This is a genomic window from Falsihalocynthiibacter sp. SS001, assembly GCF_042445055.1.
Classification (GTDB): domain Bacteria; phylum Pseudomonadota; class Alphaproteobacteria; order Rhodobacterales; family Rhodobacteraceae; genus Falsihalocynthiibacter.
On sequence record NZ_CP170339.1, the window covers coordinates 2,426,515 to 2,439,989 of the forward strand.

A 13,475-nucleotide genomic window follows, 5' to 3' on the forward strand; every position below is an offset into this window, starting at 1 on the left:
TTTCATTTTGGAATTGAGTAGACCATGTCCGTATCCAATCTCGCTCCGATCCCGGAGCTATATGTTTCCTATGACTCCGCGCAAAAGCTAAAAACCGAAGCCGCTGATCTGACGTCGTGGGATTTGTCGCCGCGCCAGATTTGCGACCTTGAGCTCTTGATGAATGGTGGGTTCAACCCGCTCAAAGGCTTCCTCGGAGAAGAGGATTATAACGGCGTCGTTGAGAATATGCGCCTTGGGGACGGTAGTCTTTGGCCGATGCCGATCACATTGGATGTTGGTGAAGAGTTCGCTCAATCGCTTGAAATCGGACAGGATATTGCCCTTCGCGACCAAGAAGGCGTTATTCTTGCGACAATGACAGTGACCGACCGCTGGGAGCCAAACAAATCTCGCGAAGCCGAGAAAGTATTTGGCGCCGACGATGATGCGCACCCATCCGTAAACTACCTGCATAACCAAGCTGGTAAAATTTATCTGGGCGGCCCGATCACTGGTATTCAGCAGCCTGTTCACTATGATTTCCGCGCACGCCGCGACACGCCGAATGAATTGCGCGCCTACTTCCGCAAGATGGGCTGGCGCAAGATCGTTGCGTTCCAAACACGCAACCCGCTGCACCGTGCGCACCAAGAATTGACATTCCGCGCCGCGAAAGAGGCGCAGGCGAACTTGCTGATCCACCCTGTTGTTGGCCTAACCAAGCCAGGTGACATTGATCACTTCACACGCGTTCGTTGCTATGAGGCAGTGCTTGATCAGTACCCCGCGTCCACAACATCCATGAGCTTGCTAAACCTTGCCATGCGTATGGCTGGTCCACGCGAGGCAGTTTGGCACGGTCTGATCCGCAAGAACCACGGTGTTACACACTTCATCGTTGGTCGCGACCACGCGGGCCCCGGTAAGAACAGCCAAGGCGAAGATTTCTATGGCCCATATGATGCTCAGGACTTGTTCCGCGAGCACCAAGAGGAAATGGGAATCGAAATGGTCGATTTCAAACACATGGTCTATGTGCAGGAACGCGCCCAATACGAGCCAGCCGACGAAATCGAAGAAGGCGTAACAGTCCTCAACATCTCGGGTACCGAGCTGCGTCGCCGTCTTGCCGAAGGTCTCGAAATTCCAGAATGGTTCAGCTTCCCGGCTGTTGTGAACGAACTTCGCAAAACACGCCCACCGCGTGCCGAGCAAGGGTTCACAGTATTCTTCACAGGCTTCTCGGGTTCTGGCAAATCAACCATTGCCAACGCTTTGATGGTGAAGCTAATGGAAATGGGTGGCCGTCCTGTGACGCTGCTTGATGGTGATATTGTACGTAAAAACCTCAGCTCCGAGCTTGGCTTTAGCAAAGAGCACCGCGACTTGAACATCCGTCGGATCGGTTATGTTGCCTCTGAAATCACCAAAAACGGTGGCATCGCCATTTGTGCGCCAATTGCGCCATATGCCACGACACGCCGCGCCGTTCGCGAGGAGATCGAGCAATTCGGTGCCTTCATCGAAGTTCACGTAGCGACATCCATCGAAGAGTGCGAACGCCGTGACCGCAAGGGCCTCTATAAACTCGCGCGCGAAGGTAAAATCAAGGAATTCACAGGGATTTCTGACCCTTACGACGTTCCTCAAAACCCTGAGCTTTCTGTTGAGACCGAGAATGTGGACGTCGACAACTGCGCCCACCAAGTTATTCTTAAGCTTGAGAGCCTTGGCCTGATCAAAGGTTAATCAAGCCAACACTCCAAAGAAAAACCCCGGCTCAATCGGCCGGGGTTTATTCGTTTTTGTGTTAGGTTAATGCGTTTGAGCACTGTCACTAGTGCACAGTCATCGGCACGAAATCATGCTCGCGAGCGAGATAAAATGCTGTTTGACGGTCATTCACCAATGCTACGCGCTCACCGTCCGCTTTGTGCACCGAGTACACATGCGTAAGCTCTGGAATTTCCTCGCGGATATCCATTGGCAAGCTCGCCACTTCAACCGAGCGCACGTAAACGATGCGGCTTTCTTCGTCGGGAAGTTTGATAGTTGTATTCATTGCCGGCCCCACTTTCTGGTCGTTACTTCTGGTTTATCTTGATGGTCTGCACGACGGTATCAGGGACCGATCGCGTTAGATCGATATGCAGCAGCCCGTTTTCGGTTTTTGCGCCACCCACTTCGACCCCTTCAGCCAGAACAAAACTCTTCTGGAACTGACGCGCCGCGATGCCGCGATGCAAGAACACGCGCCCCTCGTTGTCGTCCGATTGACGTCCGCGCACCACAAGCTGGTTATCTTCAACCGTGATCGAGAGGTCATTCTCATCAAAACCCGCAACCGCAAGCGAAATTCGATAACTGTTATCGCTGGTTTGCTCAATGTTATAGGGTGGATAGCCATCATTGCCGGACTTTGCGGTCCGTTCAACAAGGCGTTCAAGTTGATCAAATCCCAAGAGATATGGGTGTGATCCGAGAGTAAGTTTCGTCATCGACGCGTCCTTTTTAAAAGCGACTGTCCAAAATAGCCCCGCAGTGCGGCGACTGATGCAAGTAAATATGGGCGCGCATCCACCGAGTCGCAAGAGGCAGCAACAGAATGACGCGCTCGGCGTGTCAATTTTCTTCCCGCAGGGCGCAAAATCCGCTATCTGAAGGCATACCCAAGCGACTCGAAAGCAAGGTTTGAATGACTGACACAGCGAGTGAAATGCCCCGTGAAGAAGTCCTGCGGGTGAAACTCTCGGTTTTGGTGCGCGAACATCGTGACTTGGATCTGGCGATTCACGCGCTAGAGGAATCGCGTTTAGCCGATCAACTCCAGATCAGGCGAATGAAATCGAAAAAACTCGCTCTAAAGGACCGAATTGCGGCTATTGAGGACGAGCTTACCCCCGATATCATTGCTTAGCGGCGCAGGATGACTATAGTGCCGCTTCCATCGCACTCGGCCATTTTGATGTGGCCCAAACCCTGAAACGGGCATGTTATGACAGATATTAAAGTCGGAATTATTATGGGCAGCCAAAGTGACTGGCCCGTGATGAAACTTGCAGCCGAAATCCTCGATGAACTTGGCGTCGCCTATGAGACAAAGATCGTCTCGGCACACCGCACTCCTGACCGCCTTTGGGAGTATGGCAAGACAGCCGTCGACAAGGGACTTCAAGCGATCATTGCTGGCGCTGGTGGTGCGGCACATCTGCCCGGTATGATGGCAAGCAAGACGCGCGTACCCGTGATTGGTGTCCCAGTGCAAACCCGTGCCCTGTCAGGGGTTGATAGCCTCTATTCAATTGTGCAAATGCCCAAAGGTTTCCCCGTGGCAACCATGGCGATTGGTGCTGCAGGCGCTGCGAACGCGGGTCTGATGGCTGCGGGCATTTTGGCCAACCAAGACGCCGAACTGGCCGCGCGTCTGGATAAATGGCGTGCGGATCTTGCGGCCTCAATTCCGGATGAGCCAAGCGATGAATAAACCATTGGAAACAGGCGCAACCATCGGAATCCTCGGCGGCGGGCAGTTGGGGCGTATGCTCTCTGTTGCGGCTTCTCGGCTGGGATTTAAGTGCCATATTTTCGAGCCGGGCGCGAACCCACCTGCTGGCGATGTAGCGGCCCATGTTACTCGCGCAAACTATGAAGACCTTGAGGCCCTGACAGCCTTTGCCCAAGAAGTTGATGTTATCACCTATGAATTTGAAAACATCCCGACAGAGGCGCTGGACCACCTTGAGAAGTTGCGCCCTATTCGACCCAACCGTCGCGCCCTACAAGTTTCGCAGGACAGAATAACCGAGAAGGATTTTCTCTCGGAACTAGGTCTCAAGACTGCGCCTTATGCTGCGGTTCAAACGCTAGATGAACTTAACGCAGCGCTTGAAACAATCGGTACCCCGTCGATCCTCAAGACACGGCGCTTTGGGTATGACGGCAAAGGACAGGCGCGCCTTAAATCGAACGATGATGCCCCATCTGCGCTAGAAGATATGGCAGGAGCGCCCAGCGTCCTTGAAGGGTTTATTGACTTTACCCACGAGGTCTCAGTGATCGGCGCGCGCTCTGCTGACGGGCAAGTTTCGTGCTTTGACCCTGGTGAAAACGTACACCGTGACGGGATACTGTATACAACGACCGTACCAGCGCGCTTAACGGCAAGCCAACGGATGGATGCGGTCCTTCTTACGGCGAATATCCTTAATGCGCTGGACTATGTTGGCGTTATGGGCGTTGAGCTTTTCGTTACACCTCAGGGACTTATCGTGAACGAGATCGCGCCGCGCGTGCACAACTCTGGCCACTGGACCCAAGAAGGGTGTGTGATCGACCAGTTCGAGCAGCACATCCGCGCGGTTGCTGGATGGCCCCTTGGAGACGGCACGCGGCACGCTGATGTCGAGATGCTCAACCTGATCGGAAACGACGTCGAACAAATCCCGACGATCGCCGTCGAGGGGAACGCCGCGATCCATCTTTATGGCAAAGCGGAGGTCAAGGCGGGTCGCAAAATGGGCCACGTAAACCGCGTTGTGACCAAGAAATCCTAGCGTAAGAAATCGGGCAGAAGGTCGGGGGACAACAGATCCTCGACCGCCTGTGTCCACGTCATTTCGTGGTCAAACTTTCCGTTCTCGAGAAATTCCTGAACCTCACGAATGACCAGCGCGTCGTTCATCATAAACGTGTGGGTCACAGGCAAAATAATATGGTCCGCCGCCCAAGATAAACGTGTCGACTCTACCGATACTTTGCCGTCGTCCTCCCCTTCAATCAGGGTCGAGTAAACCGGATTGAGGCTCCTGTCGCCCGCGATTATTCCCAGATCAAATTGCGCCTTTTCGATGCGGGCGATCATATCGTCATCAGCAGTCCCAAGCTGTAACCCCGCAGGGCCGTTTACCCAGCGAAACGGCTCTAGATCGCCGAATACATCCACAAGTTCTGAGCCGTGATTAGGTGGCGCCAGCATGACGACACGCCCAAGGTTCTCGGGCGCAGTTTCCGCAACCCAAACCCGCACCAGAATGCCGCCCATCGAATGCGTTACGAAGTTCACCTTATCATCGCCACACTGGGCAACGGCGGGCGGAAATGTCTCGGCGACGAGCTCCTGAACGGTGGCTTCGGTTGAGGGGTATCCATCGTTAATGACCGTATATCCATCCGCTTTGAGCGCGGCCTCAATTGCCACCATTGAGGTAGCTCCGCGTGCCAATCCATGAAGCAACACAACGCATTTCGCGCTCGCGGCGGTTGGCAAGAGTAAGAAAAGAGCGAGTGTAATGTTTTTCAGCATAGAAGGAACATACCCCTTCGAATTCAAATTGCGAGTAAAGCGCGCGACACTAATTCGTTACCGCAACGGCGGGCTTCTTTAACGAGATAAGCACGCCCGCGATAACGAGGATTGTCGAGATCATTAGCTGAAGTGTAAATGCTTCGCTCAAGAATACCACCCCGCCTAGCGATGCCAACACCGGTACGGTCAGCATTGCAATCGCCGCAACCGATGACGGAATGCGCGGCAAAATCGCATACCAGAGCGCGTATCCCATTCCCGATGTAACAACGCCAGAGATCACCGCCAGAACAATTCCGAGCGTGGAATAACTCACATCCTGCGCTGTGAATACGGCAACCGCGAGGGCCAACGGTATGGCGAACACAAAGTTCCCAGCAGTCGTTGCAAGCGGATCTTGTGCGCGTTTGCCGATCAAGGAATATACCCCCCAGCCAATCGCTGCGAGAACCATCATGCTTACGCCAAAGGGAGAGAATGTACCGCCCTGCGTTGGCCAGAGCAAATAAACAAGCCCCACAAACGCCACAAGCGCCCCGCACCAGCGAGTCCAAGGGAGATGCTCACGGGCCAATAAGGCGCCTGCGAACATCGTTATTTGAACCCCTCCAAAGAGAATGAGCGCACCAACGCCGGTATCCAAACTAATATATGCAAACGAAAATCCGAGCATATACGCCGCGAGCGAAAGCACTCCCGACACGCCGCCCGATGCCAAACGTTTCCCCTGTGCGGCCACCATTCCCCAGAGGAACAGCCCCCCACTCGCAAGCCGCAAGAGCGCAAACCCGCCCGGATCAATGGCACCTTGCGCCAACGCGAACCGATTGAGAATAGAGTTGGCGGCAAATGCCAACATTGCTAATGCTATGAGGAGGAATAGACGCATGCGCTCTTTTGGCTGTTTCTTATTCAATGGGCAAGCCCCGCGCGAACACATTGCCGATACCGAAACAGAGGGAAACAATTATGACCGTTGAAGTATTCATCGCGACCTCAATAGACGGTTTCATTGCTCGCCCAGATGGATCGCTCGATTGGCTCGAAAATTCTGACTATGCGATTGAAGGCGAGGATTATGGCTATGCGGCTTTTATGGCTCGGGTCGGATGCCTGTTGATGGGTTCTGGAACGTTTGATGTTGTCGCGGGGTTCGATCCTTGGCCATACAACAAGCCCGTTTATGTCATGTCCAATCGCCTTCGCGCGCTTCCTGAGAAGTTTGCAGGCAAGGCATCGTTGCGGTCAGGCGATATTTCAGACGTTATTGTCGGGCTTCAAAAAGAGCATTCTGGAACGATCTACTTGGATGGCGGGAAGATGATACAGTCAGGGCTGCGCGCGGGGCTAGTGGACCGTCTGACCATATCCCGTATGCCCGTGCTGTTGGGCGAAGGCATCCCTCTTTTCGGAGCACTAGAGGGAGACTGCCCCCTCACCCATCACTCAACTATAAGCTTCCGTTCAGGCGTTACGCAATCTGTCTACGACGTCAAACGCCCTCAAAAGCAGGCGGATATTTGAGATCTTTCACCTGCACGTCCTCATAAGACTTTAGCGGAAGAATGCCTGTAAACTGAATAGGGTATGGCGAGTCAAATCCCGCGGCGCGCGTGACGTCAAAGCCAAATCTACTATAATATTCAGCATCACCCAGTGGTCCTCCCCCTTTGAAGTGGTCCGCCCCTATAGTTAGGAATCGGAGGATTGAAAATGGGAATTAAGCGACACAAGCCAGAAGAGATTGTCACGAAGTTGCGGCAGGTTGAGGTGCTTTGCGGTCAAGGCATGCCGCGTGTTGATGCAATCCGGCAAGTGCAGATAACTGAACAGACGTTTTATCGTTGGCGCAAACAATATGGCGGAATGGGAACCGACCAACTGAGGGAACTAAAGCGGCTTCAGAAGGAGAATGATCGACTGCGGCGAGCCGTATCTGATCTGACCCTGGACAAGTTGATCCTGTCGGAAGCCGCACGGGGAAACTTCTGAGCCCCTCGCGCCGCCGCGCCTGCATCGATCACATTCGCAATGAGGTGCGGGTGTCTGAGCGGCGGATCTGTCGTGTTTTGGGGCAGAACCGATCCACCCAGAGGCGGTTGCCTGTTGACCGAAGTGACGAAGAACGGCTGGTTGCTGATATGATCGAACTGGCACGTCAGTATGGCCGGTACGGGTATCGCCGGATTGCGGCTCTGCTCAGGGATGCGGGCTGGCAGGTGAACGACAAGCGGGTTGAACGGTTGTGGCGGCGTGAGGGGCTCAAAGTACCCATGAAACAACCCAAGAAGGGGCGGCTCTGGCTAAATGATGGCTCATGTGTCCGGCTGCGGCCAGAGTATCGCAACCACGTCTGGTCGTATGACTTCGTTCATCATCGAACTGATGACGGGAAAGCGTTCCGGACCCTGAACATCTTGGACGAATACAGCCGGGAATGCCTGGCGATCCGGGTGAAGCGGAAGTTGAACTCGACAGAAGTCATCGACGCACTCACGGATCTGTTCATCTTGCGCGGCGTTCCGGCCTACATCAGGTCGGACAACGGCCCGGAGTTCATAGCTCGGGCTGTTCGAGACTGGATTGAGGCGGTTGGAGCCAAAACGGCTTACATTGAGCCTGGCTCGCCGTGGGAGAATGGGTATTGCGAAAGTTTCAATGCCCGGTTCCGCGACGAGTTGCTGAACGGGGAGAGCTTTTACACTCTACGCGAAGCACAGATTATCATCGAAAGCTGGAGGAAACACTAAAATACCAAACGACCACACAGTGCTCTGGGCTACCGCCCGCCGGCTCCGGAAACCATCGTCCCGATGGAACTAAGGCCGATCATGCACTAACATTCAAACTGGACTACTTAGGTGGGGCTGATCACCAGCACGACGAGCGCGTGCCATCCTTGCTCATCGGCTTGCTTGGCTGCGGCCCTTACAAGGGCACTACCGACGCCCTGTTCACGCGCATCTTCGGCGACAGAAAGCGGCGCAAGAGCCCCCCATTCGCGGGGAAAATTCATCGGCGAGAGCAGGATATGCCCAAGAATATTCGCGCCAGATTTCGCGACGTGTTCTATGTAACCATCCGAATCCGCGCGCAACCGTTGGACAAGCTCTGCCTCATCGGCGCCGTCAAACGCCGCGCGCAGCAGCGTATCAATGCCGCCATAATCTTTGGCCTCGGCGGGTACGATTTCATAGTTATGTGCCATTTCATATCCTTTCTATATGCTAAGATACAAAAAGGGCCCGCGTCACCGCGAGCCCTAAATTTAGTCAGCAAAGCTGGATGGCTTACATCATGCCGCCCATGCCGCCCATGTCAGGCATTCCGCCGCCTGCAGGTGCGCCCGCAGGAGCTGGTTTTTCAGCGATCATTGCTTCTGTTGTGATCAACAGACCAGCGATGGAAGCTGCGTCCTCAAGAGCTGTACGTGTCACTTTCGCAGGGTCAATCACACCAAACTTGAACATGTCGCCATATTCTTCTGTTTGAGCGTTGAAGCCGAAAGTTACGTCGTCGCTTTCGCGGATTTTGCCAGCAACAACTGCACCGTCAACACCAGCGTTCTCTGCGATTTGGCGGAGAGGCGCTTCAAGAGCACGGCGAACGATTGCGATGCCTGCTTCTTGGTCGGAGTTGTCAGCTTTAAGGTCGATAAGAACCTTGCCGCCTTGAACAAGAGCAACACCACCACCAACGATGACACCTTCTTGAACAGCAGCACGTGTCGCGTTCAGTGCGTCGTCAACGCGATCTTTACGCTCTTTAACTTCGGTTTCTGTCATACCGCCAACGCGGATAACAGCAACACCACCAGCCAATTTGGCTACGCGCTCTTGAAGTTTTTCACGGTCATAGTCAGAAGAAGTTTCTTCGATTTGAGTGCGGATCTGAGCAACGCGAGCTTCGATTTCTGCTTTTTCACCAGCGCCATCAACGATTGTTGTTTCGTCTTTGGTGATGGAAACGTTTTTCGCAGTACCGAGCATGTCCATAGTAACGGACTCAAGCTTCATACCGAGGTCTTCGGAAATCACTTGGCCGCCAGTAAGGATCGCGATGTCTTGCAACATTGCTTTGCGACGATCGCCGAAACCAGGAGCTTTAACAGCAGCAATTTTCAGGCCGCCACGTAGCTTGTTCACAACGAGAGTTGCGAGTGCTTCGCCTTCTACATCTTCTGCGATGATGAGGAGTGGTTTGCCGGATTGGATCACTGTTTCGAGCAGTGGAACCATTGGCTGAAGCGAAGTGAGCTTTTTCTCGTGAAGCAAGATGAGACAGTCATCAAGCTCTGCAACCATTTTGTCCGGGTTTGTCACGAAGTATGGCGACAAGAAACCACGGTCGAACTGCATGCCTTCAACAACGTCAGTCTCTGTTTCGAGGCCTTTGTTTTCCTCAACAGTGATAACGCCTTCGTTGCCAACTTTTTGCATCGCGTCTGCGATTTGGCGGCCGATTTCAGCTTCGCCGTTCGCAGAGATCGTGCCAACTTGTGCAACTTCGTCGCTGTCTGCTACTGGACGTGCAGAAGCTTTGATTGCTTCAACAACTTTAGCAACAGCCAAGTCGATGCCGCGCTTCAGGTCCATTGGGTTCATGCCAGCAGCAACAGATTTCAAGCCTTCTTTAACGATTGCTTGCGCGAGAACTGTTGCGGTTGTTGTACCGTCACCAGCTTCGTCATTGGTACGGGAAGCAACTTCCTTAACCATCTGTGCGCCCATGTTTTCGAACTTATCTTCAAGCTCGATTTCTTTGGCAACGGAAACACCATCTTTGGTGATGCGTGGTGCGCCGAAGGATTTTTCAATCACAACGTTGCGGCCTTTAGGGCCGAGGGTCACTTTAACCGCGTCAGCCAGAACATTAACGCCCTTAAGCATTTTGTTGCGGGCGTCGGTATCAAAACGGACTTCTTTAGCCATTTGAAACTCCTAGAGATTTGAAAATTGGGAAAGGTTCGCTTAGCTGATCAAGCCAAGGATATCGCTTTCTTTCATGATGAGTAGCTCTTCGCCATCAACAGTCACTTCTGTACCGGACCATTTGCCAAAGAGAACTTTGTCACCAGCTTTCACAGACATTGGGATCAATTCGCCGCTGTCTTTACGTGCGCCTTCACCAACTGCAATAACTTCTGCTTCCGCGGGCTTTTCTTTTGCGCTTTCGGGAATATATAGTCCGCCAGCAGTCTTCTCGTCGCTTTCAACGCGACGAACGAGTACACGGTCGTGCAACGGTGTAAATGCCATCTCTGAACGCTCCTTCATTCGAGGTTACAATCTTTTTATCACTCATCCATAGCGAGTGATAACGACAGGAACCTATGTATCGGCCTCTGGTGTGTCAACAGGCCGAAACGCAAATTTTTATTTAAATTTCGACAGCCGTGTTTCCTATTCGCACGAACCCACCTATCCTGCCTGAGAACAGGAGCATATATGCGACGGATTTTTTACTTTTTACTTATTTTACTGTCACTTACTCGCACGAGCGCGGCAGCGTGCGTGGGCGAGAACCTTATCGCCTCGATGCCCCCAGAAGAGAAAACCACATTCTTCGAATTGGTAAATTCCCAGCCCTTCCCGCGCGGGAACTTCTGGCGAGCGGAAAAAGGCGACCAAGTGGTGCATATCCTTGGCACTTATCACCTCGAAGACCCGCGCCATGCCCCGACGCTCGCTAGAATCACGCCCTATCTTCTCGAGTCAGACGTCATCCTGATGGAGAGCAACAGCGAGGACATCAGACGCCTTCAAATGGAGATGGCGCGGCGCCCCGAGGTGATGTTCATCCAAGAGGGTCCCACCCTGCCCGAACTGCTCCCCGAAGATCTTTGGCAGCGGTTCTCGGATGAAATGCGTGTGCGCGGCGTTTCTCCGATTCTGGCGAGCAAGTTCCGCCCTGGCTATGCGACGATGGTGCTGGGCACTCCGCCTTGCGCGGTGGATTTTGCGGCTGGCAAAGCGCCCGAAGGCATTGACGTGATGATTCAGGAGTTCGCCGCCGAGAACGATCTGAAAACCAAGAGCCTTGAGCCGTTTGATACTGTCCTACAACTGTTCGAACTTCTCGAAGAAGGCGACCCGCTAGAGGCCCTGCACCTTGGGCTTGCGCTTTCGAATGACGCCACCAACAGCTTTGTCACCATGCGAGAAGAGTATTTCAACGGCGAACACGTCGCCATTTGGGAGTTCGGTCGTCAAACAGCACTTGCCACAGAGGGGATTGACCCAGAAGTCCTCGCAGCGGATTACGACAAGATGGAGAAAGTGATGGTCAATGATCGCAACGCGCACTGGCTCCCGGTTATCCTTGAGCAGGCTGAAGAGGGTGATGTGTTCGTTGCTGTTGGGGCCGCGCATTTGGGGCGAGAGCAAGGTGTTCTAAACGGCCTTGCCGAGAGCGGCTTTACGCTGATGCAACTCAACTAATCCTGCTCGGCTATACCTTTGGGCGTGAGGGCGTATATCCCCTTCTCGACCCTCTCAAACCAGCCATAGTAATCAGCGGCCATCATGCGCGTCGCCAACTCGACGCCCGTTTCTTTGGCGACGATCGCGCCCTTGCTTGGGCCGTTCTGCGCAAGGTATTGCGCAAGTTTGACGGCATCTTGACGATACGCGGTGACGATTTTGGTACGTGTCTGGCCGCCAGAGTTCGGATCGCCCACCCGACGCGCAAATTCCCGAAGCAACCGCCCCTGCCGCACCTTGGATTTACGTGGCACATAGGGCGCGGGATCAAGATGGACCTCAACAAAGCTGTCCTTGGCGCGCACGGTAATAAGCCCCAATCCCAAACGGCGGCATAGGCTCATATTGCCCTTCAGCGCTGTAAGAAATGGTTTGCCTTTGCCTCGCGGCACCGCAAGATAGACATCATCACTAATGGATTGCCGCGCCACCCCTTGTTGAAGCAGCGCAAGCGTAAACCCTAGTTTCAACTCCACCAGAACGGGCGGTTCCTCCCCTCGAACGGCAACCACATCTACAGAGCCAATCTCGGATTTCACCTCGTATCCCTGCGACTCAAGATAGGCTTTGATCGGCGGATACAGATCGGTTTCGCGTGGTTTTACTGCGGGCTTGGCCACTCAATTTTCCCGTTCTTTGTTCTGTGCGGCGCGGCGGTTGGACACGCAAACTTCCCATATGAGATTATCCATACGCCCAATGGGTGACAAGCCCGTCCAACGCGCATATAACGCACCCAAACTCCCCACAGGATATGGATATTTCATATGACAACTCTTGTTTTCGGCCACAAATCACCAGACACAGACAGCACCGGCTCCCCAATCATTTGGGCTTGGTATCTGAATGAAATCAAAGGACAAAAAGCAGAAGCTGTTCTGCTTGGCGAACCCAACACAGAGGCCGCCTTTGTTCTCAAGCGCTGGGACCTGCCCAAGCCTTCGATCATCAGCAGCGTCGAAGCAGACACACCCGTTGTCATTGTTGACACAAACAATCCGGCCGAACTTCCCGACAACATTAATGACGTCGACATTCAGGCGATCATCGACCACCACAAACTTGTTGGCGGAATTGAAACAAAAGGTCCGATCAACATCACGATCCGCCCGCTGGCTTGCACGGCGACAATCATGCACAACCTGATGGGACCAAATGCAGAAAAAATGCCTGATTGGGTGAAGGGAACGATGCTTTCGTGCATTCTCTCGGACACTTTGGAGTTCCGTTCCCCAACAACAACTGAGCAAGACAAAGCGCTCGCCGAAAAACTGGCTGCTGATCTTGGCCTGAATATTTCGGAATACGCAGCTGAAATGTTCGCTGCAAAATCGGACGTCTCTGCATTTAGCGACGCCGAGCTTTTGCGCATGGACAGCAAAGAATACGCCGTTGATGACGTGAAATTCCGTGTATCGGTTCTTGAAACCACTGCACCCGCTATCGTCCTTGACCGCAAAGCAAGCCTTCTTGATTCCTGTGCGAAGGTTGCTACCGAAGATGGCGTTGATCATGTGCTCTTGTTCGTTGTCGATATCCTGAACGAAGAGGCGACCCTGCTGGTGCAAAACGACACGGTTAAAGCCGTTGCCGAAAAGAGCTTTGGCGCAAGCGTGTCGGGCGACAGCGTTGTCCTTCCTGGCATCATGAGCCGCAAAAAGCAGATCATTCCGAACCTCAAAGTTTGATCATAGTCGGGGGCGTGC

General features: G+C 53.5%; 15 protein-coding genes and 1 pseudogene. 8 read left to right on the top strand and 8 right to left on the bottom strand.

The features are described 5' to 3' along the window. Window positions 1-24: 24 nt before the first annotated feature. Window positions 25-1,731, top strand: coding sequence for a bifunctional sulfate adenylyltransferase/adenylylsulfate kinase (locus ACFE33_RS11685; protein ID WP_380053561.1), 1,707 nt, complete (start codon window positions 25-27; stop codon window positions 1,729-1,731). Between the two features lie 88 nt (window positions 1,732-1,819). On the opposite strand, the gene ACFE33_RS11690 is transcribed toward ACFE33_RS11685, so the two are convergent. Then, window positions 1,820-2,044: a DUF1150 family protein gene (locus tag ACFE33_RS11690; protein ID WP_380053564.1), complete on the bottom strand. Its 225-nt coding sequence runs from the start codon at window positions 2,042-2,044 to the stop codon at window positions 1,820-1,822. Between the two features lie 22 nt (window positions 2,045-2,066). Continuing rightward, window positions 2,067-2,480, bottom strand: coding sequence for an Hsp20 family protein (locus ACFE33_RS11695; protein WP_380053567.1), 414 nt, complete (start codon window positions 2,478-2,480; stop codon window positions 2,067-2,069). A gap of 197 nt (window positions 2,481-2,677) precedes the next feature. On the opposite strand from ACFE33_RS11695, the gene ACFE33_RS11700 reads away from it, so the two are divergent. The 3 genes from ACFE33_RS11700 to ACFE33_RS11710 all read left to right on the top strand — a co-directional run bounded on the left by ACFE33_RS11700 (window position 2,678) and on the right by ACFE33_RS11710 (window position 4,535). Beyond that, a complete protein-coding gene (locus tag ACFE33_RS11700) occupies window positions 2,678-2,899 on the top strand; it encodes a YdcH family protein (RefSeq protein ID WP_380053570.1) in 222 nt (73 codons plus the stop codon). Window positions 2,900-2,977: 78 nt separating this feature from the next. After that, entirely contained in the window at window positions 2,978-3,466 is a 489-nt protein-coding gene (purE, locus tag ACFE33_RS11705) for a 5-(carboxyamino)imidazole ribonucleotide mutase (protein WP_380053573.1), read from the top strand. Continuing rightward, window positions 3,459-4,535 (top strand): 5-(carboxyamino)imidazole ribonucleotide synthase, encoded by a 1,077-nt coding sequence (locus tag ACFE33_RS11710; protein ID WP_380053575.1) that lies wholly within the window; start codon window positions 3,459-3,461, stop codon window positions 4,533-4,535. Before purE ends, ACFE33_RS11710 begins: the two co-directional genes overlap by 8 nt. Here ACFE33_RS11710 and ACFE33_RS11715 read toward each other — a convergent pair. Then, window positions 4,532-5,284: an esterase/lipase family protein gene (locus tag ACFE33_RS11715; protein ID WP_380053577.1), complete on the bottom strand. Its 753-nt coding sequence runs from the start codon at window positions 5,282-5,284 to the stop codon at window positions 4,532-4,534. The genes ACFE33_RS11710 and ACFE33_RS11715 overlap by 4 nt on opposite strands. A 49-nt stretch (window positions 5,285-5,333) precedes the next feature. Then, complete coding sequence (locus ACFE33_RS11720) at window positions 5,334-6,176, bottom strand: DMT family transporter (RefSeq protein ID WP_380053579.1); 843 nt, start codon at window positions 6,174-6,176, stop codon at window positions 5,334-5,336. Window positions 6,177-6,256: 80 nt separating this feature from the next. Here ACFE33_RS11720 and ACFE33_RS11725 point away from each other — a divergent pair, with 80 nt between their 5' ends. Further along, entirely contained in the window at window positions 6,257-6,811 is a 555-nt protein-coding gene (locus ACFE33_RS11725; protein ID WP_380053581.1) for a dihydrofolate reductase family protein, read from the top strand. A gap of 189 nt (window positions 6,812-7,000) precedes the next feature. Then, window positions 7,001-8,127, top strand: a pseudogene (locus ACFE33_RS11730) (IS3 family transposase). 17 nt (window positions 8,128-8,144) lie between these two features. Here the strand turns inward: ACFE33_RS11730 and ACFE33_RS11735 are convergent. The 3 genes from ACFE33_RS11735 to ACFE33_RS11745 form a co-directional block, all read right to left on the bottom strand. After that, entirely contained in the window at window positions 8,145-8,495 is a 351-nt protein-coding gene (locus ACFE33_RS11735; RefSeq protein WP_380053583.1) for a GNAT family N-acetyltransferase, read from the bottom strand. 82 nt (window positions 8,496-8,577) lie between these two features. Beyond that, a complete protein-coding gene (gene groL, locus ACFE33_RS11740; protein WP_380053585.1) occupies window positions 8,578-10,218 on the bottom strand; it encodes a chaperonin GroEL in 1,641 nt (546 codons plus the stop codon). 39 nt (window positions 10,219-10,257) lie between these two features. Further along, window positions 10,258-10,545 (bottom strand): co-chaperone GroES, encoded by a 288-nt coding sequence (locus tag ACFE33_RS11745; RefSeq protein WP_380053588.1) that lies wholly within the window; start codon window positions 10,543-10,545, stop codon window positions 10,258-10,260. A gap of 255 nt (window positions 10,546-10,800) precedes the next feature. Between ACFE33_RS11745 and ACFE33_RS11750 the strand changes: the two genes are divergently transcribed. Further along, window positions 10,801-11,727, top strand: a complete 927-nt coding sequence (locus ACFE33_RS11750; RefSeq protein WP_380053590.1) for a TraB/GumN family protein — start codon at window positions 10,801-10,803, stop codon at window positions 11,725-11,727. On the opposite strand, the gene ACFE33_RS11755 is transcribed toward ACFE33_RS11750, so the two are convergent. Continuing rightward, on the bottom strand, window positions 11,724-12,389 hold the full coding sequence (locus ACFE33_RS11755) for a DUF2161 domain-containing phosphodiesterase (RefSeq protein WP_380053592.1): 666 nt from the start codon (window positions 12,387-12,389) through the stop codon (window positions 11,724-11,726). The genes ACFE33_RS11750 and ACFE33_RS11755 overlap by 4 nt on opposite strands. Window positions 12,390-12,536: 147 nt before the next feature. Between ACFE33_RS11755 and ACFE33_RS11760 the strand changes: the two genes are divergently transcribed. Further along, a complete protein-coding gene (locus ACFE33_RS11760; protein WP_380053594.1) occupies window positions 12,537-13,457 on the top strand; it encodes a manganese-dependent inorganic pyrophosphatase in 921 nt (306 codons plus the stop codon). Window positions 13,458-13,475: the final 18 nt, after the last annotated feature.

Coding starts and splice junctions, on each gene's coding strand:
- ACFE33_RS11760 (WP_380053594.1), top strand. CDS start 12,537: ATGACAACTCTTGTTTTCGGCCACAAATCACCAGACACAGACAGCACC.
- ACFE33_RS11690 (WP_380053564.1), bottom strand. CDS start 2,044: ATGAATACAACTATCAAACTTCCCGACGAAGAAAGCCGCATCGTTTAC.
- ACFE33_RS11745 (WP_380053588.1), bottom strand. CDS start 10,545: ATGGCATTTACACCGTTGCACGACCGTGTACTCGTTCGTCGCGTTGAA.
- ACFE33_RS11735 (WP_380053583.1), bottom strand. CDS start 8,495: ATGGCACATAACTATGAAATCGTACCCGCCGAGGCCAAAGATTATGGC.
- ACFE33_RS11720 (WP_380053579.1), bottom strand. CDS start 6,176: ATGCGTCTATTCCTCCTCATAGCATTAGCAATGTTGGCATTTGCCGCC.
- purE (WP_380053573.1), top strand. CDS start 2,978: ATGACAGATATTAAAGTCGGAATTATTATGGGCAGCCAAAGTGACTGG.
- ACFE33_RS11715 (WP_380053577.1), bottom strand. CDS start 5,284: ATGCTGAAAAACATTACACTCGCTCTTTTCTTACTCTTGCCAACCGCC.
- ACFE33_RS11695 (WP_380053567.1), bottom strand. CDS start 2,480: ATGACGAAACTTACTCTCGGATCACACCCATATCTCTTGGGATTTGAT.
- ACFE33_RS11725 (WP_380053581.1), top strand. CDS start 6,257: ATGACCGTTGAAGTATTCATCGCGACCTCAATAGACGGTTTCATTGCT.
- groL (WP_380053585.1), bottom strand. CDS start 10,218: ATGGCTAAAGAAGTCCGTTTTGATACCGACGCCCGCAACAAAATGCTT.
- ACFE33_RS11710 (WP_380053575.1), top strand. CDS start 3,459: ATGAATAAACCATTGGAAACAGGCGCAACCATCGGAATCCTCGGCGGC.
- ACFE33_RS11685 (WP_380053561.1), top strand. CDS start 25: ATGTCCGTATCCAATCTCGCTCCGATCCCGGAGCTATATGTTTCCTAT.
- ACFE33_RS11700 (WP_380053570.1), top strand. CDS start 2,678: ATGACTGACACAGCGAGTGAAATGCCCCGTGAAGAAGTCCTGCGGGTG.